The organism is Actinomyces bowdenii (genome assembly GCF_017592395.1).
In the GTDB taxonomy this organism is placed as follows: Bacteria; Actinomycetota; Actinomycetes; order Actinomycetales; family Actinomycetaceae; genus Actinomyces; species Actinomyces bowdenii.
In genome coordinates this window covers 228298-249538 of sequence record NZ_JAGFOU010000001.1, presented here as the reverse complement: position 1 = coordinate 249538, position 21241 = coordinate 228298, and the positions used below count along the sequence as shown (strand labels likewise).

Sequence of the window (21241 nt, the reverse complement as noted above, 5' to 3'; positions counted from 1 at the left end):
GCGCCGCGGCGCCGGGCCGGCGCCCTGGTCGTTGTCGGCATGGCCCGGGCCCGCCTTCTGCGTCAGCGCGGGAATGAGATCTCCCGGTGAATGACAGCGCTGCCATGCCCCAGGGGATTCAGTTGTTACTCAACTGCAACTATTGATGCTCCTCTAGGTTTTCTCTAGGGAATGTGGCTATGCCTCGTTGAATCGCACAGATCGGGTTGTGCATCTGCCTGTACTCTAGCGGGCAGAATTTGTTGAACTCATCAAAAACGGAGGACCTCATGGCTGAGCAGGCGGCTGCCCCTGGAACCTGGGATGAGGATCCCTCCGGCGTCTCCATCCTTCTGGCCACCGGGCGGGCCCGGCACGACCTGCTGGTCATCGCCGACCCCGCGCTCCTGGGGGGCCTGGACTCCGCGTGGGGGCGCCCCTCGGCGCGCGTGCGCCTGTCCTTCCTGCCCGGGGTGTGCGCCCCCGTCGCCCCCGGGCAGGAGGATGCCCTGGTCTCCTACGAGCGCGACGGCCTGAGCGTCCTGGTGGCCCGCGGCCGCACCAGCCCCATTGAGGGGAAGTCCGCCCGGACCACCACGGCCCTGGCCCGGATCGTCGGGGCCGCCGGGGTGCGGGCCGCCCTGCTGGTGGCGCGGGCCTCCTCCCTGGGCGCGGCGGCCCCGGCCGACCTGCTGGCCGTCGGCGATCACATCAACCTGTCCTGCGCCCCGCTCTTCCCCGCCGATGGGATCGTCTCGGCGGCCTGGGATGAGGCGCTGACCGCCCGCCTGGCCCGCCTGCGCGGCGTGCGGGGCATGGGCGTGGTGGCCCTGACCCCCGGGCCCATGCTCCCCACCCCCGCCGAGGCCCGGGTGCTGGCGGGCATGGGCGCCGACGCCGCGGTGACCGACACGGTGGCCGAGGGCATGACCCTGGCGGCCGCAGGGGTGCCCACGGCCGCGCTGGCCGTCATCGATGAGGTCCTGGCCGAGCCGGCGGCCCAGCCCTCGGGCCGCCGGGCCGCCCCGGCCTCCGCCTCGCGCCTCCAGCGCCCCGCCGCGACGGTGGTGCGCGACGCCATCGAGGCCGTCCTCGGCGGCCTGCGCGCCTGAGCCGGTGTGAGGAGCCGATCTGTGGGATTGCGCCCCTGCTGGGGCGTGATGGCGCTAGGGTCACCGCCGTGAAGCCTTTCCTGTTCCTGGCCACCCGCGACGACGACGAGCCCGCCGACGCCGAGTACGAGGCGTTCCTGGCGCGCACGGGCCTCGATGAGTCCTCCCTGGTGCGGCTGCGCCTGGAGGCCGAGCCGCTCCCCGAGCTCGACCTGGAGGACTGGTCGGGGATCCTCGTGGGAGGCTCACCCTTCAACGCCAGCACCCCCGAGGACCTGAAGTCCAGTGTCCAGCTGCGTGTGGAGGCCGAGCTCAGAGGCCTGCTGGACCGCGTGGTGGAGGCGGACTTCCCCTTCCTGGGGGCCTGCTACGGGGTGGGGACCCTGGCCTGCCATCAGGGGGCCGTCATCGACACCACCTACCGCGAGGAGGTGGGGGCGCCCGAGATCACGCTGACCCGGGCCGGCCGGCAGGACCCGATCTGCGCCGGCATCCCGGAGGTCTTCCGGGCCTTCGTGGCGCACAAGGAGGCGGTCACCGTGCCGCCTGAGCATGCGGTCATCCTGGCCACGGGGCAGGACTGCCCGGTCCAGATCTTCCGGGTGCGCTCGAACCTCTACGCCACCCAGTTCCACCCCGAGCTCGACGGCGACTACCTGGCGCACCGCCTGAGCTTCTACGCCAACCACGGGTACTTCGTGCCCGATGAGCTTCCCGCCCTGCAGGCCCGGGTGCGCGCCCAGGACGTCAGCGACTCCTGGAAGGTGCTGAGGAACTTCGTGGAGGTCCACGCCCGGGACTGACCGCCCTCATGGGGCCGGCCAAGCGATGATGCGCTCGGGAGCCCGGGGTGGCGGCCACCGCGCGGCCCCGATCCAGAGCCGCCGCGGCGGCGCCAACGGGCCTGCAGGGGCTTCTCAGTCGCGGGAGAACTGGGCCACGAAGTTGCGGATGATGCGGCCCGCCTGGTGGGGCTCCTCCGAGCGGGCCTTGGACAGGATGTCCTCGCTCAGGTCCGGGTCCCCGTAGCCGGCCTCGTCGTAGATGCTCACGCGCTGCTTGAAGCGCTCGACGTCGAGCTCGGGGTTGAACTGGGTGCCGTAGACATTGCGGCCCACGCGCACCATCTGCACCGGGCAGTCGGGGGAGGAGGCCAGCAGCGTGGCGTGGGCGGGGACCTCGCCCACGCCCTCGTCGTGGCCGACGAACACCGTGAAGGCCTGGGGCAGCCCGGCCAGAAGGGGGTCCTGGCGCCCGTCGGCGGTGAGGAACACATCCGCCGAGCCGAGCTCCTCGGCGTACTCCGGGCCGGCCGCCGTCCCCAGGTAGCCGGCCAGGACCTGCAGGCCGAAGCCGGTGGCCAGCAGGGGCACCCCCTCCTTGAGGGCCACCGCCAGCAGGTCGCGGACCTGGCGCTCCACATCCAGCTGGCTGCGGGTCTTGGCCCTCGCCGGGGTGGTGATGTTGTAGGGGCTGCCCCCGATGAAGACGCCCGAGACCCGCTCAACGGAGACATCGCGCAGGAAGTCGGCCTCCTCCAGCTGAAGGTGCTGCAGGTCCTCGCGGGCCAGCCCGCTCTGGGCGAGGAAGGAATCGTACTCGTCCTGCGCCACCTCCAGCTCGGAGCGCGTGGACACCATGATGAAAGGCTTCACGGGCCCACTGTAGAGCCTGACGGGCGGGCAGGTGGCCGCATGCCACATCCCGCCCCGCCCGGGGGGCGCTCACGGGCTGATCGCGGCCGCCCAGGCGATCCACAGCCAGAAGGCTGTGCTGGCCGTTCCCACGACCACCCCCATCCACGCCTGGGCCTGGCCCGTGCTCCACGTGCGCCTGAGCCGGCGCAGCGCCCACCACCCCAGGCATGCCGCCAGGAGGCCCGCGCCGGGGATGAAGGGCAGCAGGGCGAGCACCAGCGCCATGGTGGCCACGCGGTCGGTGCGGGGCTGGGGGGCCTGGTAGCCGGGCCCGGAGAAGACCGCGAAGGGGTTGATCTCCTCGGTGCCGGGGAAGACGAAGCCCTCAGGGAGCCTGTCGTAGGACAGGTCCACGGGCACGCCCCCGACCATGCCCACCGTCGGCGGACCGCCGATCGTGCCGGTGGGCCCGGAGGCGGCCCGCCCCTGGTATCCGGGTGAGGTGCTCATGGGCCCATCATGCCCGCCCCCGGACGGCCCGGGCTCCTCCGCCGGGAGGAGCCCGGGCCCGTGGCGCCGATGCGCGGGGCCCGGCGTGCGATACCACACCGCTGCGAGGCCCGTGGCCGGGTCCCGGTGCGTCTATGCTGAAGTTCCGGTGGGTTCCGCCGGATCCTGCCGTGATTCTGGCCGTGCCAGCGCCCGGTCCCATGCTCAAGGGCCCCGAGCCCGCGCGCCGGCTGTTCCTCGTCCTGCAGGAGACAATGTGTCATCATCCCCCTCCTTCCGCGGCTGGCGCCTCCATGGCGACGGCCGCTCCATCGCCCCCGGCGAGGTCGTCGCACCTTCCGAGCGCCTGAGCTGGCCGCGCACCGTGGGCATCGGCGTCCAGCACGTGGTGGCCATGTTCGGGGCCACCTTCCTGGTTCCCCTGCTCACCGGCTTCGACCCGGCCACCACCCTGTTCTTCACCGGCGTGGGCACCCTGCTGTTCCTGGGGATCACCAGTGGCCGCCTGCCCAGCTACCTGGGCTCCTCCTTCGCCCTCATCGCCCCCATCGGCGCTGTCACCGGCTATGTCGCCGACGGCGGGGGCCCGGTCGACCCCCACAGGGCCTCCCTGGCCCAGGGCGGGATCATCGCAGCCGGCCTGTCCCTGGCGCTGGTGGGCCTGGTGGTCCACCTGGCCGGCTCGGCCTGGATCGACCGCCTCATGCCGCCCATCGTCACCGGCGCCATCGTCTCCCTCATCGGCTTCAACCTGGCGCCCTCGGCCTGGAACAACGTCAAGCAGGCGCCGGTGACCGCCGTGGTGACCATCGCCTCCATCCTGCTCATCACGGTCCTGTTCAAGGGGATCGTCGGCCGTCTGGCGGTGCTCATCGGAGTGCTCATCGGCTACGCCACCGCCATGGCGCGCGGGGAGGTGGACTTCTCCGCCATCGCCCAGGCCCCCTGGCTGGGCGCCCCCCACTTCCGCGCCCCCGCCTTCGACCCCTCCCTCCTGGGCCTGTTCATCCCGGTGGTCCTCGTCCTCCTGGCGGAGAACATCGGGCACGTGAAGTCGGTGGCCGCCATGACCGGGGAGAATCTCGACGACGTCACCGGGCGCGCCCTGCTGGCCGACGGCCTGTCCACGGCCCTGGCCGGCAGCGGGGGCGGCTCGGGGACCACCACCTACGCGGAGAACATCGGCGTCATGGCGGCCACCCGCGTCTACTCCACGGCCGCCTACGTCGTGGCCGCGCTGAGCGCGCTGGGACTGTCCATGCTGCCGAAGTTCGGGGAGATCATCGCCACCATCCCCGCCGGGGTGCTGGGCGGGGCCGCCACGGTGCTGTACGGGATGATCGGCATGCTGGGGGTGCGCATCTGGGTGCAGAACCGCGTGGACTTCTCCGACCCCGTCAACCTCAACACCGCCGCCGTCTCCATGGTGGTGGCCATCGCCAACTACACGCTGGTCAGCGGCGGCATGACCTTCGAGGGCATCGCCCTGGGCACGGCCGCGGCCATCGGCATCTACCACCTCATGCGGTGGATCTCCCGGATGAGGGGCACCAACCTGGAGCAGGCCTCCCCGGCCTCCGCGCCCGCAGGCACCGAGCTCGAGGGCCCCGCCTACTCCACGCGCGTCGCCCACATCGAGCGCGCCGAGCCCTCCGAGGCGGCGCCGGACGGGCAGGACTGAGCGGCGGGGACTCCGGTTCCCGGCCTGTCATCGGTCCGCGGTCAGCACCCGCGCCCCATGGCGACGACGGCTGAGCCCTGAGGCCCTCTGAGGGGTCGGGGCTCAGCCGTGCTGTCATCCGCCGCCATCGGCTGCTGACGGCTGCGCCGTCGCCGGGGCCCGCCCGCCGTCCCGGCGCCCGGGGGCTGCTCAGCCCTCCTTGGCCGCGGAGGAGGCGGCCACGCAGTTGTCGGGGGCCGCGATCGCCTGCCCGGAGCCCAGCAGCTGGATCTCGTCGGCGGGCAGGACCGTGTGGGCGTACTCGTCGCCCAGGACCACCGAGACGGTCGGATCAGCGGGCTCCAGCGTGGTGTCGATCTGCACCGTGGAGTCGGGGAAGATCTGGGTCATCGAGTAGGCGCCGGCCAGGCCGGCCTCGGAGGCCATGATCTGGACATTGCCCTTGTACTCGCCCTGCGGCCAGTCCGCAGCGGTGACCACGGTCAGCCCGGCGTCGGTGAGCACCTCCTCCACATTGCTGGCCAGCCCCACGGTCTCCGAGCCGTTGTAGACATTGATCGTCAAGGAGGCCAGGTCCACCGTCGTGGCACCCTCCGGAGGGCAGGGCGGCGGGGTGTAGGCCACGGTCTCCTCCGCCTGGGCGAAGCCCGGCCCCTTGATCGGCAGCGCGCCGGTCCACACCAGCAGCGACACGGCCACCAGACCGGCCATGACGACGACGAGGGAGCCGATGACAGTGGTCTGACGGCGCATCATGCGTCGACGGTACTCGGTGCGGGGGTCTGCGGGAGTGCTCACGCCCTCCAGGGTAGTGGACGCTCCCGCGAGCCGTGATGCTCCCGCATCTGCCGCCTCACGCCCCGGGAGGCGCGGGCGCCAGGCGGGGGACTCCGTCGTCGGCGACCTCCAGGATGCGCGCATGGATGGCGGTGCGCCCCTGCAGCGCGGCGCGCAGGGCCCGGTGCAGCCCCGTCTCCAGGTAGAGCTGGCCGCGGTAGGACACCACGTGGGCGAACAGGTCGCCGTAGAAGGTCGAGTCGTCATCCAGCAGGCTGCGCAGATCCAGGGTGGCGCGCGTGGTGGTCAGGTCGGCGAGCCGGACCTGGCGCGGAGCGATGACCGCCCACTCGCGCTGAGTGGTGACCCCGTGCTCCGGATACGGGGCCGTCTCACGCACTGCCTTGAAGATCACGGCGCCATCTTAGAGGCCCCGGGCGCTCCCGGCTCACTGCGGGAAGGACTCATGGTGGTGACGATTCCCGCCAGTGCCCGCCGGGCCCATCGACAGCCCCCGCGGCGGTATCCGAGGGCCTCCCCTCGCCTCGGGGCGCCCGCCGCGCCTCGGGCGCTGTACCCGGCGGATAACGACCCTGTAACGTGCTCCAGTGTGGGCGGCGCGCCCACGCCCTCGCGCACCACCCGGGTGCTGCTGGAAGGAAGAGGAAGCAGTAGTCATGAGCGAACAAGGGAGCACCCCTGACCAGGCCCTTGACAGCTTCGCCGACCACTGCGCCAGGTGGTTGAGATCCAGTGGGGCCCAGGAGCTGGTGGTGGAGATCGATGCCCTGGGCCGCCGCTCGCACTGCACCCACCGCGCCCTGCGCCGCAGCGGCCTGCTGCGGCGGCTGCGCTGGGTGGAGGGCGGTGTTCCCCGTGAGATCGTGGACAGGGCCATCGAGCTGCGCCGGGCCATGGCCCGGCCCGGGAGCGGTGCCTGGACCACCGCCTTCCTGTCGATGAGCACCCGCGACTACGAGATGATCTCGGACTTCGCCTACGACCGTCGGCCCTACCTCCTGCCGCCATGCACCGGTGAGGACTGCGCCGAGGAGCGGCGCCTCTTCCCCCGGGAGGAGGCCTCTACCCCCGAGTGGATGGAGGCCCTGGTGCGCGACCACCGCAGGCGCGAGGACCGCGACGGCCCCCGCCGCGGCGATGAGGGCGGTGCGCATGAGGGGCTCGGCCCCAGGACCGTGCTCCGGGCCCTCAAGCCCCTGGGAAGGGCCCTCGGCGCGCGAGTCGCGGCGCCGCAGGAGGCCGTTCCCCAGTAGGGCCGGTGCTCCCATGCGCCGTCCCGGGCGCCCCCGGGCGGTATCCGACCACGACCGTCGGACAACGACGACGGCGCCTCGCCCCTCAGGGCGAGGCGCCGTCGTCGTTCCGAGGCCGGCTGGGGATGGCGGGGCTACTTGGCGGTGCCCTTGGCCGAGCCGGTCAGCTCGGAGCCGTCGGAGGAGGTGATGAGGCAGGAGACCTTGCGGTCCCCAGCGTCCCAGGTGTCCTGGGAGGGGGAGAGGTAGGTGGTGCCGTACTCCGACTCCTCGTAGGCCACACCCACATAGTCGCTGAAGCCGGTGCCCAGGCAGGCGGACTCGGCCTCGGACTCGATGGTGGTCTGATCGGGGAGCTGATCGGCGTTGAGCTCGACCTCGGCGTAGACCTCGTAGAGGTGGGGCTCGGAGCAGTCCACCACGGTGACCTGGCCCACCTGCTCAGAGGACTCGCCGAGGTCCTTGATGCACTGGCCCACCGAGATGTCGGTGGAGTGGGTGCCGCCGGTGATGGACTGGATCACACTGCACCCGGTCATGCCGGCGGCCAGGATCGCAGCGGTAGGGATGATGAGGAGTGGCTTGAGTTTGCGCATGCTCGGATCGTAGCGACCCGGGAGATCCGCTGCATTGCGCCATTATGGGGACGACTCCCCATGTACTCCCCATGACTGCCCATGTGCATGGGTAGTGCGGTCTACTGGGCCGCGCCCTTGGCCGAGCCGGTGGTCTCGGTCTCATCCTGGGTGACCACCATGCAGGAGATGAGGCGGTCGCCGTGATCCCACGAGGCCTGGGTGGGGTAGAAGTACGTGTAGGTGTAGGTCTGCGAGGCCTCGGCGCTGATGCCGACGAAGCTCTCGAAGCCGGCGCCGCAGGTCTGCGCGGCGGTGGTCTCGATCTCCTGCTCGGAGGGCAGGGCCGTCCCGGTCATCTCGGACTCGGCGTACACCTCGTACAGGTGCGGCTCGGAGCAGTCCACGACGGTGACGTCACCGACCGCCTCGCCGTTCGCGGCGGATCCCAGGTCCTTGAGGCAGTTGCCGACCGCGACCTTGGTGGAGCTGACGGAGGAGGTCTCGGGGGCGCTGGGGCTCCGGGTGGGGCTGGCGGTGCGCTCGCGGGCGGCGGCGCCGTCATCAGTGCTGTCGTCGCCGGTGGTGGCCTCGCTGGATCCGGTGGTCTGCGCCTCGGCCTGGGAGTCCTGCGAGGGCGGGGTCGAGACGGCCTGGTCCTGGCAGGCGCTCAGGCCCAGGGTCAGCAGGATGGTTGCGGGGATGGCGATCAGGGCGCGGGTGGTTGTGCTCATGTGCTCACCATGCCAGCGGCCTCCCCCGGCGTCTGCGGGTAGTCATGGGCAGCCCTGCCCATCGTCGCCGCGCCCCCGGCGGGCCTCCGGTGCTCGGCTGCTTGGCGAGCAGGGCCGAGCGGGGCCTGGCGGGGCGGCCGGGAGGGGGCTGGAGGCGGAGCGGTCCGAGTTCTTCGTGCCCGGTCCCGGATCATCACCGGAAGGCCGCTGCCCCCGCCGACGTCGGTCGGCGGGGGCAGCGCTCAGGGCGGAGGATGGGGGATTCGAACCCCCGAGGGCTTGCACCCAACACGCTTTCCAAGCGTGCGCCATAGGCCACTAGGCGAATCCTCCAGGTGTGCTGAGCAGGAGATCCCGCTGCAACAGGAAGGGAATATATCGGAGACCGGGGGGCCGGGGCTACCCGCTGGCCGCCCGACGGCGGTGGGATCAGTCACGCGCGAGGGCTCGCCCACCGGGCCCTTCTAGGTTCTGCGCGGCCCGGGAGTCGGGTACACTCGTCCCCGGCCCCTCGTGCGGCGTCATCCAGCGAATCCCCCAGGACCGGAAGGTAGCAAGGGTAAGCGGGCTCTGGCGGGTGCGCGAGGGGTCCTTATGCGCCGGCCTGCGGGGCTCGCGCTCCCGGCGGGGCCCGGCCTGCGGCAGCGGGCGCGCCCACGCCGCCAGAGCACGGCGGCGGCCGTCGTCGGGAGGACTCCGACGACGGCCGCCGCGTGACGCTGCACCACGATTCCCGGCGCGTCGGACCGGGTGGCGGGCGGGGTCGGGCCCAGTGCCCCGCTCATGCCCGCCACGATGAGCGAGGGCCCCTCATGCCGTGGAGGCCCGGTGGATCCCCGCGATCGTCGCATCGAGAGTCGCATCGAAGTCGGCCTGGTCCTGCCCATCGGACAGGCCCTCCAGGAGGGCTCGGGAGAAGCTGGCGATGAGGCCGGGGTTGCGGGCCAGGCGCGCGTTGGCGTCCTCGCGCTCGTAGCCGCCTGACAGCGCCACCACCCGCATGACCCGGGGGTGGCCCATGAGTGGGGAGTACAGGCCGTTGCGACTGGGGATCGTCACCTTGAGGACGACATCGCGGCCCTCGCCCAGGGCGTCGAGGCGGCGGGTCAGCTCGGCGACGAGCAGGTCCTCGGCCTCGGCCTTATCGGGGGCGTGGATGTCCACCTCGGGCTCGATGATCGGGACCAGGCCGGCGTCGAGGATCCTCTCGGCGATCTCGAACTGCTGCGCCACGACGGCGCGCACGCCGGCCTCCTCGGCGCCCAGGATGACCGAGCGCATCTTGGTGCCGAAGATGCCGGCGGCCACGGCGCGCTCCAGGAGGCCCTCCAGGCCGGGGATCGGCTTCATGAGGCGGGCGCCGTCGGCCTCATCGGCCAGGCCCCTGTCCACCTTGAGGAAGGGGACGACCCGCTTGACCTCCCACAGGTACTCGGCGGTGGGGCGCCCCTCGACCTGGGCGTCCATGGTCCGCTCGAAGAGGATGGCTCCGATGATGCGCTCGGAGGTGAAGGCCTGGGAGGTGATGATGCGGCTGCGCATGGCGTGGACCAGCTCGTACATCTCGGCCTCGTTGGTGTAGCGATCGGCGCCGATGCCGTAGGCGGCCAGGGCCTTGGGGGTGGAGCCGCCGGACTGGTCGAGGGCGGCGATGAAGCCCGCGCCGTGTCGGATCTGCTCGGCCTGCTGCTGATTCACGTGGTGTCCTTCGCGCGTGGGGATGGGTGCGGTGGGGGCCGGTGGGCCCGATAACAGCACCATACATGATAATCATTCTCAACAACATGCCCGGTTGCACATCTTCGCGCCGGCCTGCCCCCGGCCCATGGCGCCGTAGCGCCAGATCCGGTGCCGCGGGCACCGCTGGGAGCCGTGAAGATGTGCAGCACGGGCCCCGCTGCACATCTTCACCCGGGCGGCTCGGGCCGGACCCGCGGAATCATGCGGATCGTCGGTCTGGGGCCCGGGCCGCAGGAGCCGAAGATGTGCAGCGGCGGGGCTGGGGTTCCGGGCTAGAGTTCGGAGTGTGACCACCGCCCTGTACCGCCGCTACCGCCCCGACGCCTTCCAGGACGTCATCGGGCAGGACCATGTGACCGCCCCGCTCATGGCGGCCCTGCGCGCCGACCGCGTCACCCACGCCTACCTCTTCTCCGGGCCGCGCGGCTGCGGCAAGACCACCAGCGCCCGCATCCTGGCGCGCTGCCTCAACTGCGCCCAGGCGCCCACCGACACCCCCTGCGGGCAGTGCCCCTCCTGCCGGGACCTGGCCACCGGCGGCCCCGGGAGCCTGGATGTGGTGGAGATCGACGCCGCCAGCCACAACGGCGTCGACGACGCCCGCGATCTGCGCGAGCGCGCCGCCTTCGCCCCGGCACGCGACCGCTACAAGATCTTCATCCTCGACGAGGCCCACATGGTCACCGCCCAGGGCTTCAACGCCCTGCTCAAGCTCGTGGAGGAGCCCCCCGCCCACGTGAAGTTCATCTTCGCGACCACCGAGCCGGAGAAGGTCATCGGCACCATCCGCTCGCGCACCCACCACTACCCCTTCCGGCTCGTGCCCCCCGACATCCTGGAGGGCTACCTGGGGCACCTGTGCGCGGCCGAGGGGGTCGATGCCGGCCCGGGCGTCTTCCCCCTGGTGGTGCGGGCCGGGGGCGGCAGCGTGCGCGACACCCTGTCGGTGATGGACCAGCTCATCGGCGGGGCCCTCGACGGCGCCGTGGACTACCAGCGCGCCGTGGCCCTCCTGGGGTACACCGATATCACCATGCTCGACCAGTGCGTCGATGCCATCGCCGCCGCCGACGGCGCCGGGGTGTTCCGCGTGGTCGACCGGGTCGTCACCTCCGGGCACGACCCCCGCCGCTTCGTGGAGGACCTGCTCCAGCGCCTGCGCGACCTGCTGGTCATCGCCCTGGCCGGGGACCAGGCGGGCCCGGCGCTGGGCTCCCTGCCCATCGATGAGCTCTCCCGCATGGATGTCCAGGCCCGCACCCTGGGGGCAGCGGCCCTGTCCCGGGCGGCCGACATGACGGCGCAGGCCCTGACCGCCATGGTGGGCGCCACCTCGCCCAGGCTCCAGCTCGAGCTGCTCGTGGCCAGGCTCATCGTGCCCGCCGCCGGGGCCCAGGGCGCGGGCGCCGCGGCCGTCGCAGCGGCTCCTGGGCCGGCGGGCCCGGCCGGTCCCGCCGGTGGCCCGTCCGGCCCCGGTGCTCCGAGCCCGAGCGGCGCGGCCCCGGGATCGGGGCGACGGCTGGCGGCGCAGGCCGCCCGCCAGGCATCCATGGGCTCCGCACCGGAGTCCCCGCCGGCCGCTGGCGGCGAGGGCTCCCCGGGAGGCGGGGCGCCGCCCGGGCAAGGTGGCGCGGCTGCCGGTGGCCCGGCCCGGCCCGGCGCCGCGCAGCCACTAGATGGCAACGCCCCCGGGAGGCGGACCGCTGCCCCGGGAGCGGCCGCATCCCCGGGTCCTGCGCCGGTCCCAGCCGCCGGCCCAGCCGGGATGGCGCCTGTGGCCTGGGATGAGGACGAGGCGCCCGCGCTCCCGGGGGATCACCGGGTCTCCGGCGCCCGCGGGGGAGCCGGATCGCCGGGGCGGGCACCAGCGGCGTCATGGCAGGAGGCCGCCCCGGGCCCAGCGGCGCCGTCGACCGGCGCGCCCACCGGGGCGCCCTCGGGGCCCGGCGCAGCGGAGGCCGAGATGCTCCGGACCCGCTGGGAGGAGGTCCTGGAGGCCGCCAAGCGATCGCGCCGCGCGACGTGGGCGCTGGTGGGCCCCAACTCCCGACCGGGCACCTTGGCCGACGGCGTCCTGACCCTCCTGTTCAACGCCCCCGGACTGGTGGGCGCCTTCGAGAACGGCGGGCACGGCCCGATCCTTGCCGCCGCCATCCACCAGGCCCTGGGCCTGCAGGTGGAGGTGCGCGCGATCCTCACCGGTGATGATGGCCCTGAGGGCTCCGGTGGGCCCGGGGGCTCCGGTGGGCCCGGGGGCCCGAGGGGCGGCCGAGGGGGCGGTCCCGGCGGAGGAGCCGGGGCCCGGGGCCCGCAGGGCCTCGAGGGCTCCGGGGGCCCGGGCGGGGCGAGTGCCCCCGGTGGCTGGGATCGCAGCGCTGGCGTCGTCGGCCGTTCCGGCCCCTCCGATGACTGGGAGGCCGAGCCCGCCCCGGAGGAGTGGGAGGCGCCGCCCCCCGCCGGCACCGCGGGCCACGAGCCTTCCGGCGGCGCGGGCCGTGCGGATGCCGCGGACCCGGCGGGCGCCGAGCCCCGGGGCGCCCGGACCGGGACGGTCCCACCCGCGCAGGACGACCAGCAGTGGGGCGCGGAGGCGATTCCTGGTGAGCAGGCCCCCGCCGAGTCGGCCCCCTCGCCCGGGGCAGCGGTCCGGGCCGAGCCTCATCGGCCAGTACCGGCCACCACCGGGGCCCCGCCGAGCGATGACGGCTGGGGCCCTGTTGCCATTCCCGGGGCGGGGGCGGGCCTCTCGCCGCAGGGCCAGGATGCCGCGGGCCCCGGCCCGCGGGGCGCGGCAGTCCCGCCCGCAGGCTCTGGGCGCGCAGTGGAGGACGACGGCTGGGGCCCCGTGGCCACCCCCGGCGGCGCAGCACTCGGCCAGGATCGGGCGCAGCCCCAGACCGGCCCGCCCGGTGCGGGCGCGCAGGACCCCCGGGATGACGGGGATCCGGAGGAGGGCGAGTCCCGCCTGGCCACCGTCCACCGCCTGCGGGCCCTGCCGCCGATCCCGGCGGGCACCCCGGCGGGCCCGGCGTCAGCGGGCAGTCCGGCGGCCCCAGGCCCCGCCGCGACAACGGCCGGGGCCGCCGAGGCCGTGCCCGCGCAGACGGCCGGCCCCGCTGGAGCCGATGATCCCGGCAGCGCCCCCGGGCCGAGGCCCGCCTCCTGGGAGGGGCACTCCACCTTCTCCGACGGCGTCCCCCTGCCCGAGGAGCCCGGCGATCCCGACGGCCCGACCCCGCAGGATCCGGCGACCTGGGCGCCGTCGGGCATGGCGGGCTCCAGGCTCGCCGCCGCCATGGCGGCCGCCCGGGCCGCCGCGCAGAGCGAGGACGCCTCCCTGGCCGATGACACCCCCAGTGACGATGACGAGGATGCTGAGGATGCGGGTGTTGTCGGCCTGGAGGTGGTCAAGCGCATCCTGGGGGCCACTGTCATCGAGGAGATCACCGTGACCCAGGAGGGGCACTGAGATGCCGGCGATCTACGAGGGCGCTGTCCAGGACCTCATCGACGAGTTCGGCGAGCTGCCCGGGATCGGCCCCAAGTCCGCTCAGCGCATGGCCTTCCACGTCCTGGCCGCCGATACCGCCGCCGTCGAGCGGCTCATCGAGGCCCTGCGCGCGGTCAAGGCCAGGGTCCGCTTCTGCGAGACCTGCGGCAATATCGCCGAGGAGGCCCAGTGCGGCGTCTGCCGGGACCCCCGCCGCGACCGCCGGGTCATCTGCGTGGTCGAGGAGCCCAAGGACGTCGTGGCCATCGAGCGCACGCGCGAGTACCGGGGCCTCTACCACGTCCTGGGAGGGGCCATCGACCCCATCAACGGGGTGGGGCCCGATGACCTGCGGGTCCGCGACCTGTTCACCCGCCTGGGCTCGCAGGAGGTCGAGGAGGTCATCCTGGCCACCGATCCCGATGTCGTCGGCGAGGCCACCGCCGCCTACCTCACCCGCATGCTGCGCAGCATGGAGGTGCCGGTCTCGCGCCTGGCCTCCGGCCTGCCGGTGGGCAGCGACCTGGAGTACGCCGATGAGGTCACCCTGGGCCGGGCCTTCGAGGGGCGTCGGCGGGTGGAGGACTGAACCGGCCTCCACCCATGACGGTGGCGGTTGTGGAGGTCCTTCGGGCTCTGCGTGCCGCGGCGTGCTCCTCAGGCCAGGCGGATGCCGCGCGGCAGGGCCTTGGCGGGCACCGCCAGGCGGCGGGCCGCTGCGCTCGCAGCGCCGGTGCCCAGGAGCGCGAGGAGCAGCAGACTGGCCGGCCAGAAGGCGAGGTGCGCCAGCGAGGAGCCCCTGGAGTCCTCTGGAGGCACGCTGTCGAACTCCGAGTAGGTGCAGTAGTCCTCCGTTTTGCTGGCGGGCTCGGGTGTGCGCATCGCATCGACCTCCTCCCCGATGGCGCCCAGCGGGCTGTCGGGTGAGTACCGGGGATTGCCGCTGCTGTGGCGTGCGGAGACGTCGCTGAGGATGATGAAGGGATTGGGCGCCAGCAGCCACCAGATCCTCTCCACGCGGTAGATCTCCTCGGTGCGGACGCTCCGGGTGCATTGCGGCTCGGTCTCATCCTCTGGTGCGCCGGGCTGGTCGGGGGAGGAGGACAGGGAGTGGATGGTCACCTCCTGGGTGTCACGCACCGCGGGGACGAGGACGACCATCGCCAGCGGGGTGCCGATGACCAGGGCCGCCACCACCAGGTAGGTCAGGACCGTGGACGCGGAGGTCCGCGCCGTCAGCGCGGAGAGCCCCAGGCCGATCGCGCACACGCTGGCCAGCGTGATGAGCAGCACCCCCAGGTGGGCCAGGAGCACCCAGGCCGAGGCCCCGCCCCCGGCCACCAGCACGAGCAGGAAGGGCAGTGCCACGGCGAGGAAGGCCAGCGCCGCCAGCCAGGCGGCCATGAGCTTGCCCAGGGCGATCTGCGCCGGCCTGAGCGCGGTGGCCTGGAGGAGCGCCAGGGTGGCGTCGGCGCGGTCGCCGTTGATGGAGGTGGAGGACAGGGTGGGGGCCACGATGAGCCCGATCCCCATGACGAAGCACACGATGAAGTCGTAGAGCCAGGGGGTGGCCCTGCGCAGCGGCTCGCCAGTGGACAGCATCAACAGGGTCAGCCCACCGCAGACCAGCAGGAGCACGAGGGCCCAGATGAGGAGCATGATGCGCCACCGCGTGGATCGCACCCGCTGGCGCAGCTCGAGCTGTGCGACGGTCCATACGCCGGTGCGGTTCATCGGCGCTCTCCTTCCATGGCGAGATAGGCCTCCTCCAGGGCGCCGGTGAGGGGGCCGAAGGACACGACGTCGATCCCCGCCTCCACGGCCTGGCGCAGGATCCGGGCGGCTGCCGCGTCGTCGCTGACCGTCAGGCGCAGCCCGTCGGGCCCGACGGCGGTGAGTGCCAGGCCGGCCTGGCGGGCCCACTGGGCCGCCTGCTCCCCATCCAGGGCGCGCAGCCGCCAGGTCCGGCGCACCGGCATGGGGCCGATCGGGCGGGGAGAGCCGGGCGGCGGCGCCTGCCCGGGCGCGCCGGACGGGGGCGGTGCTCCTGGCGGGACGGTTGAGGCGGCGGGGGCCGGCTCGACGGCGACGGGCCCGCCAAGGGCCTGGCCGCGGGCCATGAAGACGGCGCCGTCGACCATCTCCTCCAGCTCGCCCAGGATGTGGCTGGAGATGAGGATCGTGGTGCCTGCGCCGGCCAGGTCCCGCAGCAGGGCGCGCAGGTCGGCGCGGGAGCGCGGGTCCATGCCCGAGGCGGGCTCGTCCAGGAGCAGGACCCGGGGCCGGTGGATGAGGGCGCGGGCCAGGCCCAGGCGCTGCTTCTGGCCTCGGGAGAGGACCCGCGCGGGCTGGTGGGCCATCTCCTGGAGGTGGACGGCGGCGAGCATGCGCCCGGCCGCCTGCCGGGAGGCGGCCCGGTCCATCTGCTGGGCATCGGCGAAGGTCAGGAGGATCTCGGTGCAGGTCAGGGAGTCCCAGGTGCCGAAGGCGTCGGGCATCCAGCCCACGGCCCGGTGGACCTCCTGGGGCTGGGCGACGGGATCGAGCCCGGCGATGCGGATGGTGCCGGAGTCGGGGGCCAGGAGGGCGGCCAGCATGAGCAGCAGGGTGGTCTTGCCCGCGCCATTGGGGCCCACCAGGCCGGTGACGCTGCCCGAGGGCACCGTCAGGCTCAGCTGCTGGACCGCCGGGAACCGGCCGAAGAAGCGGGACACCTCCGTCACTTCGATGCTCATGGCCCCAGGGTAGCGATCGGGCCATGCGTGGCATGGGTCCAGTGGCATGGGTCCAACGGACCTGCGGGGAGGGCCGCCGTCCTCCCGGGCCTGGGCGCTCTCCGCGCCCGCTCGGCGGATGCCCACTCGGCCTGCGCTGCTCTCCCATCGATGGTGGCGCCCACTGGCAGTGGGTCCTGCGTCACGGGGTGAGCGGGGTGGTGGGCGGGTTGTCGATGGTGCGCGTGTGGTGGGGTAGCCTGCGTGTGCCGGCTCCGGCCGCATCCCCTCCTTCTCATCACCCCTACCAGACCTCGCACCTGCCCTCCCGGACTCCTGCCGGGCCGGCGCGATCCCGGGCCCGCCTGCTCCGGGGCGCGACGGTGATCCTCCCGGCCGCGTCGGGACCTGTTGGGCTGGGCAGGTGAGGAACAGCCATGGAACTGGATAACCGCGATATCGTCCTCAAGGCGCTTCTGGGCGTCCTGCCCAGGTGCCTTGAGCCCTATCTGCGCGCCAGGATCGAGGACTCCGGCCCTCAGGCGCGCGATCTGGCCGATCTGGCCGACCTCTCCGTCCAGATCGACCTGCTGACCAGGCGCGGCGGCGATGGGCGCCACCTCTTCCACCTCCCTGCAGGCCTGGCGGGCAAGCTCCACGAGGTGCGCCGCTTCCGCAATGAGGCGGACCACGGCGAGGCCTTCGACGACGGCAAGGCACTGGCGGCGCTGGTGGCGGTCGGCGAGGTCCTGCGCCTGATCGGCTCCCCGCAGGGCCGCGAGGAGGTGCACGAGCTCATCCGCGCCCTCGGCCTTCCCGGCCCGGCCGATGCGCCCCGGGCCGGGAAGGCCCCGGCGCCGCGCCAGTACCGCCCCGGCCCGGCTGCTCGCGGGCGTGGTGCGCCGCCGGCTCCCAGCGCCCCTCAGGCCGAGGCGGCCGGTGCCCCAACCGGCGGTGCGGCCGGTCGGGCGGTCCCGCCACGGATCGAGTGGTGGAAGCGGAGCCTGCTCGACCTCACCCTGCGCAATCCCCTCATCAACCGCCTCTCGCACTCCACCGACGCGCCCATCGAGCTCGAGGTCCCCCAGGATCTGGTGGGGCGACTGGAGGATCTGGTCAACGACCGCGAGCTCATCGTCCTGCGCCCGGCCCACTACAATCCGGGGCCCGGCGCCCAGGAGGAGGGCCGGGCGGCCCGTCTCCTGGCCGAGCACCGCCAGGTGGAGACCTCACTGGCCCGCAAGGACTACACGGCGACCCTCCAGGCCCTGGCGGCCCGGGCCCAGACCATCGTGGACGATACCGGGGCCAACAACCTCTACCTGGCCATCGGGACCCTGGAGTGGTCGCTGGGCGGGCGGCAGGTCCGCTCCCCGCTCATCCTCATCCCCGTCACCCTCCACCGCACCGGGCAGGAGGGCGATGAGTACGGGATAGCGCTCGATGAGACAGGGGTCTCCACCCCGAACCACTCCTTCCTCACCAGCTTCGCCCAGGAGACCGGCATCGAGCTGGCAGAGCTCGCCCAGCCCCTGCACGACGAGCACGGCCTCGACCTGGAGTCCACCCTGGACCGGGTCCGCCGCAGGCTCCGCCAGGAGGGCCGGCACGACGCCGTGTCCTCCACCGTGCACCTGGGACTCTTCCAGTTCTCCACCTACCGGATGTGGCGGGACCTGGATGAGCACTGGCCGACGATCGCCGCCAACCCCCTGGTGGGTCATCTCGTCCAGGCGCCCCCGAGCCCCTTCGCCGATCCGGCCGGCGCCGCGCCGGAGGCGGACATCGACGCCGTCATCGAGGCCCTGCCCCTGACGGCTGATGCCACGCAGGCCCGGGTGGTGGCCGAGGCCGTGGCCGGGCGCAGCTTCGTGGTGGAGGGGCCGCCGGGAACAGGGAAGTCCCAGACCGTCGCCAATCTCATCTTCCGCGCCCTGGCCACGGGGCGCACGGTCATGTTCGTGGCGGAGAAGAGATCGGCGCTCGACGTCGTCGCCCGCCGCCTGAGCCGGGAGGCCGGGATCGGCGGACTCGTGCTCAACCTCCACGACAACCGCATGAGGCCCTCGGCGGTGCGCCAGGCCCTGCGCGAGGCCCTGGACCTCAGGCCCGGCCAGGTGCCCGGGAGCCTGAGCGCCGACCGCCGGGCCATCGCCGCGATCCGGGAGCACCTGGAGGCCTACCGCGCCGGGGTGCACGGGCCCAACTGCGTGGGCCACTCCTACTACGAGGCGCGCGCAGAGCTGGTCCTGCCGGGGCAGGCGGGCGCCGGGATTCCTCCGGAGTCGGAGCAGTGGTGGGCAGGTGGGCTCCCGCAGGGGCGCGACGCCCTCGCCTCCTTCCTCCAGGGCGCCGGCCTGGAGGAGGCTGCTGCGGACCTGCTCGCCCCGGGCCCAGGTGGGACGGGCGGCCTCAGGCGCCAGGGAGCGGCTCCCGATCTGCGGGTGCTGGATGCCGCGACCAGGAGGCGGGTGGCGCAGGCCTCCTTCGTGGAGCGCTCCCGCCGGGCCGGGCTGGAGGCCTTCGACGCGGCGGCCCACGCCCGCCTGCTGGGCTCCTACCGTCAGGTCCAGGAGCGCCTGCGCGGGGCACTGGCCGCCGAGCTGCTCAGCGTGGTCGCCCGCAAGCGCGAGGAGGCCCTGGCCGGTGCAGGCCAGCGGGCCCAGGGGCTGCGCGAGGAGATCCATCGCCGGCGCCGGGGCATGAGCGTGCGCGAGATCATGGACTCCTACGGGGACCTGGTCACCGCCCTGACCCCCTGCATCCTGGTCTCCCCCGATTCCGTGGCCCGCTTCTTCCCCGCCGACCGCCAGTTCGTGGACATCGTCGTGTTCGACGAGGCCTCCCAGATCCCGGTGGCCAATGCCGTGGGGACCATGGGCCGGGGCCGCTCCGTGGTCGTGGTCGGGGACCCCAAGCAGATGCCGCCCACCGCGGTGGCCAGCGCGGCCGCCAGGGACGCGGGGGAGGGAGGCCCCCGGGAGGAGGACTCGATCCTCACCCAGTGCCTGGCCGGCGGCGTGCGCCGCCACCGCCTGACCTGGCACTACCGCAGCACGGTGGAGTCCCTCATCGCCTTCTCCAACGAGCACTACTACGACGGCGCACTGCACTCCTTCCCCAGCCCGCTGGGGATGGAGGCCGGGCCCGATGACTCCCCGGGTGGCCACGGCATCTCCATGCGCCGGGTCAAGGGCCACTACATCCGGGCCGAGGAGCGCTACAAGTACCCCCGGGCGCGCCCCGGGACCAACCCCCAGGAGGCCCGGGAGATCGTCATGGAGGTCATCAGGCGCTTCGAGGCCTCGCCCGAGCGCGCCCCCTCCCTGGGCGTCGTCACCTTCAATCTGGAGCAGAGGGACCTCATCGAGCAGCGCCTGCGCGCCGAGGGGCCGCCGCGGGTGGTCGAGGCCCTGGACGACCCCGATGGCCTGCTGCTCAAGAACCTGGAGAACGTCCAGGGCGAGGAGCGCGACACGATCCTGTTCTCGGTGACCTATTCGGCCAACTCCCGCGGGGAGCTGCCGCTGACCTTCGGGCCGCTGAGCCGGGCCGGTGGGGAGCGGCGCCTCAACGTGGCCATCACCAGGGCCCGCCGCCAGATCATCGTCTTCGCCAGCTTCGACCCCGAGGACCTGCGCGCCGAGCGGTCCGCCCATCAGGGGATCAAGGATCTGCGCGCCTACCTCGAGATGGCGCGGGACGGGGGCGCGCCGCCCTCCTTCTTCTCCGCTCCCTCCCCCGCCCGGTCGCAGGTGGACTGGCACCGCCAGGAGATCGCCGAGGAGCTGCGGGGAGCCGGGCTTGAGGTCAAGACCGGTGTGGGGCAGTCCTCCTTCACCATCGACCTGGTGCTCTCTGGCCCGGGGCGGCCCGATCACCCGCGGGTGGCCGTCCTGCTCGACGGCCCCCAGTGGTCCGGGCGCATGAGCGTGACCGACCGCGACCTGCTGCCCGTCGATGTGCTGGAGCGCATGGGCTGGCCGCGGGTCGAGCGCATCTGGGCCCCCGAGTGGGTCCGGGACCGGCAGGCGGTCATCGACAGGATGGTGGACGCGGTCGGTGGCAAGCCCCCGGCACCCCCGGCCCCCGCGGCAGCTGGGGCCTGCGGGGGGAAGAAGGGCTCGGCAGCCCCCGGCGGCCCTGCGCCTGCGGGGGCTTCCAGTGCCCCGACACCGCCCGGGGCCCCCGGGGCCGCGCCTGCTGCGGGCACCACCGTGACTGCTGGCGCCGTCACTGGCGCCGCCGCCCCTGCCGGTGCCTCCGGCGGGTCCTCGGGAGCCGGGGCCGCAGCCGGTCCGCCTGGCCCCACTGCCCCGGAGGCGCCCACGGCGGCGAGTGAGGGCGGGCAGGCGCCGCGCGCGACAAGGGCCCCGGAGTACACCCCCTGGCGGCGCACCCAGGTGCTTCCCCGCGAGACCCTGGACCGGGCCGTGGCCGGCGCGCGCCCGGATCCCGAGGCCCGTGCCGAGGTCGTCCGGGTCGCCAGGCAGATCTGCGCCGTCGAGTCGCCGCTGGCCTTCCACCGGCTCGCTGTCCACCTCTGCCGGGCCTTCGGCCTGACGCGCACGGTGGCCTCCCGGGAGCAGGGGCTCCGCCGGGCGCTGGGAAGCGCCTTCGCCTACATCGACCAGGAGGACTTCGTGTGGGTGAGCATGGCCAGTGCGGGGGAGCCGGTGCGCTACCGCCGCAACGCCCTGGACCATGTGGAGGGCATCGAGCAGATCCACCCGCGCGAGCTGGTCAGCCTCCTCAGCGAGATCCGCTCCGCCAGCCCGGCCTGGATCTCCAAGGAGGACCTGTTCCGCAAGGCGCTGGACAGGCTCAGCAGCAAGCGCCGTCGCCTGACCGAGCGGGTGTGGGCGGCCATGGACGCGGCCCTGGAGACCGCCGAGCGCGACGCGGCACCCGGGCCGTAGCCCATGTCGACGCCCCAGCCCTCGATTCGTCTCACCGTGGGATCGTGACACCGGGCCGTCACAGTCGATCCCGTATGCTGTGCCCCAGTCACGCCGTCG

The 21241-nt window shown here is 73.4% G+C and carries 16 protein-coding genes, 1 tRNA gene and 1 other RNA gene; 8 read left to right on the top strand and 10 right to left on the bottom strand.

Annotated features, from left to right (window positions below; genetic code table 11):
• Window positions 1–269: 269 nt before the first annotated feature.
• Entirely contained in the window at window positions 270–1091 is an 822-nt protein-coding gene (locus tag J5X07_RS01025) for a phosphorylase family protein (protein ID WP_208478368.1), read from the top strand.
• A gap of 68 nt (window positions 1092–1159) precedes the next feature.
• Entirely contained in the window at window positions 1160–1894 is a 735-nt protein-coding gene (locus J5X07_RS01020) for a glutamine amidotransferase (protein ID WP_208478367.1), read from the top strand.
• Window positions 1895–2008: 114 nt separating this feature from the next.
• Here the strand turns inward: J5X07_RS01020 and J5X07_RS01015 are convergent, their stop codons facing one another.
• On the bottom strand, window positions 2009–2746 hold the full coding sequence (locus J5X07_RS01015; RefSeq protein WP_208478366.1) for a glutamine amidotransferase-related protein: 738 nt from the start codon (window positions 2744–2746) through the stop codon (window positions 2009–2011).
• 69 nt (window positions 2747–2815) lie between these two features.
• Window positions 2816–3238 (bottom strand): DUF4190 domain-containing protein, encoded by a 423-nt coding sequence (locus J5X07_RS01010; RefSeq protein ID WP_243896161.1) that lies wholly within the window; start codon window positions 3236–3238, stop codon window positions 2816–2818.
• Between the two features lie 256 nt (window positions 3239–3494).
• Between J5X07_RS01010 and J5X07_RS01005 the strand changes: the two genes are divergently transcribed.
• Window positions 3495–4919: a uracil-xanthine permease family protein gene (locus J5X07_RS01005; protein WP_208478365.1), complete on the top strand. Its 1425-nt coding sequence runs from the start codon at window positions 3495–3497 to the stop codon at window positions 4917–4919.
• Window positions 4920–5108: 189 nt separating this feature from the next.
• Here the strand turns inward: J5X07_RS01005 and J5X07_RS01000 are convergent, their stop codons facing one another.
• A complete protein-coding gene (locus J5X07_RS01000; RefSeq protein ID WP_341769359.1) occupies window positions 5109–5717 on the bottom strand; it encodes a LytR C-terminal domain-containing protein in 609 nt (202 codons plus the stop codon).
• A gap of 55 nt (window positions 5718–5772) precedes the next feature.
• Window positions 5773–6111 (bottom strand): type II toxin-antitoxin system VapB family antitoxin, encoded by a 339-nt coding sequence (locus J5X07_RS00995; RefSeq protein ID WP_124934002.1) that lies wholly within the window; start codon window positions 6109–6111, stop codon window positions 5773–5775.
• Between the two features lie 262 nt (window positions 6112–6373).
• Between J5X07_RS00995 and J5X07_RS00990 the strand changes: the two genes are divergently transcribed.
• Window positions 6374–6970 carry a hypothetical protein gene (locus J5X07_RS00990; RefSeq protein WP_208478364.1) on the top strand — a complete coding sequence of 199 codons (597 nt, stop codon included), beginning with the start codon at window positions 6374–6376 and terminating at the stop codon, window positions 6968–6970.
• A gap of 134 nt (window positions 6971–7104) precedes the next feature.
• On the opposite strand, the gene J5X07_RS00985 is transcribed toward J5X07_RS00990, so the two are convergent.
• From J5X07_RS00985 to J5X07_RS00975, 3 genes are all read right to left on the bottom strand, one after another.
• A complete protein-coding gene (locus J5X07_RS00985; protein WP_208478363.1) occupies window positions 7105–7566 on the bottom strand; it encodes a septum formation family protein in 462 nt (153 codons plus the stop codon).
• Window positions 7567–7667: 101 nt separating this feature from the next.
• Complete coding sequence (locus J5X07_RS13205) at window positions 7668–8279, bottom strand: septum formation family protein (RefSeq protein WP_124933999.1); 612 nt, start codon at window positions 8277–8279, stop codon at window positions 7668–7670.
• A 248-nt stretch (window positions 8280–8527) separates the two neighbouring features.
• Window positions 8528–8612, bottom strand: a tRNA-Ser gene (locus tag J5X07_RS00975).
• 169 nt (window positions 8613–8781) lie between these two features.
• On the opposite strand from J5X07_RS00975, the gene ffs reads away from it, so the two are divergent.
• An RNA gene (gene ffs / locus J5X07_RS00970) (signal recognition particle sRNA small type) lies at window positions 8782–8876 on the top strand.
• A gap of 213 nt (window positions 8877–9089) precedes the next feature.
• Here ffs and J5X07_RS00965 read toward each other — a convergent pair.
• On the bottom strand, window positions 9090–9977 hold the full coding sequence (locus J5X07_RS00965) for a fructose bisphosphate aldolase (protein ID WP_208478362.1): 888 nt from the start codon (window positions 9975–9977) through the stop codon (window positions 9090–9092).
• A 328-nt stretch (window positions 9978–10305) separates the two neighbouring features.
• Between J5X07_RS00965 and J5X07_RS00960 the strand changes: the two genes are divergently transcribed.
• Both J5X07_RS00960 and recR read left to right on the top strand, forming a co-directional pair.
• The gene (locus J5X07_RS00960) at window positions 10306–13488 is read left to right on the top strand and encodes a DNA polymerase III subunit gamma and tau (RefSeq protein ID WP_208478361.1); all 3183 of its coding nucleotides are present in this window, start codon (window positions 10306–10308) and stop codon (window positions 13486–13488) included.
• A 1-nt stretch (window position 13489) separates the two neighbouring features.
• The gene (recR, locus tag J5X07_RS00955) at window positions 13490–14098 is read left to right on the top strand and encodes a recombination mediator RecR (protein WP_124933996.1); all 609 of its coding nucleotides are present in this window, start codon (window positions 13490–13492) and stop codon (window positions 14096–14098) included.
• A 68-nt stretch (window positions 14099–14166) separates the two neighbouring features.
• Here the strand turns inward: recR and J5X07_RS00950 are convergent, their stop codons facing one another.
• Complete coding sequence (locus tag J5X07_RS00950; protein WP_124933995.1) at window positions 14167–15243, bottom strand: ABC transporter permease; 1077 nt, start codon at window positions 15241–15243, stop codon at window positions 14167–14169.
• Window positions 15240–16244, bottom strand: a complete 1005-nt coding sequence (locus tag J5X07_RS00945; protein ID WP_208478360.1) for an ABC transporter ATP-binding protein — start codon at window positions 16242–16244, stop codon at window positions 15240–15242. The genes J5X07_RS00950 and J5X07_RS00945 overlap by 4 nt, the downstream gene beginning before the upstream one ends.
• Before the next feature lie 416 nt (window positions 16245–16660).
• Between J5X07_RS00945 and J5X07_RS12765 the strand changes: the two genes are divergently transcribed.
• Window positions 16661–21142, top strand: a complete 4482-nt coding sequence (locus tag J5X07_RS12765) for a DUF4011 domain-containing protein (protein WP_243896159.1) — start codon at window positions 16661–16663, stop codon at window positions 21140–21142.
• The last annotated feature ends 99 nt before the right edge of the window (window positions 21143–21241 follow it).

Coding starts and splice junctions, on each gene's coding strand:
- J5X07_RS01025 (WP_208478368.1), top strand. CDS start 270: ATGGCTGAGCAGGCGGCTGCCCCTGGAACCTGGGATGAGGATCCCTCC.
- J5X07_RS01010 (WP_243896161.1), bottom strand. CDS start 3,238: ATGAGCACCTCACCCGGATACCAGGGGCGGGCCGCCTCCGGGCCCACC.
- J5X07_RS00990 (WP_208478364.1), top strand. CDS start 6,374: ATGAGCGAACAAGGGAGCACCCCTGACCAGGCCCTTGACAGCTTCGCC.
- J5X07_RS00985 (WP_208478363.1), bottom strand. CDS start 7,566: ATGCGCAAACTCAAGCCACTCCTCATCATCCCTACCGCTGCGATCCTG.
- J5X07_RS13205 (WP_124933999.1), bottom strand. CDS start 8,279: ATGAGCACAACCACCCGCGCCCTGATCGCCATCCCCGCAACCATCCTG.
- recR (WP_124933996.1), top strand. CDS start 13,490: ATGCCGGCGATCTACGAGGGCGCTGTCCAGGACCTCATCGACGAGTTC.
- J5X07_RS00950 (WP_124933995.1), bottom strand. CDS start 15,243: ATGAACCGCACCGGCGTATGGACCGTCGCACAGCTCGAGCTGCGCCAG.
- J5X07_RS00945 (WP_208478360.1), bottom strand. CDS start 16,244: ATGAGCATCGAAGTGACGGAGGTGTCCCGCTTCTTCGGCCGGTTCCCG.
- J5X07_RS12765 (WP_243896159.1), top strand. CDS start 16,661: ATGGAACTGGATAACCGCGATATCGTCCTCAAGGCGCTTCTGGGCGTC.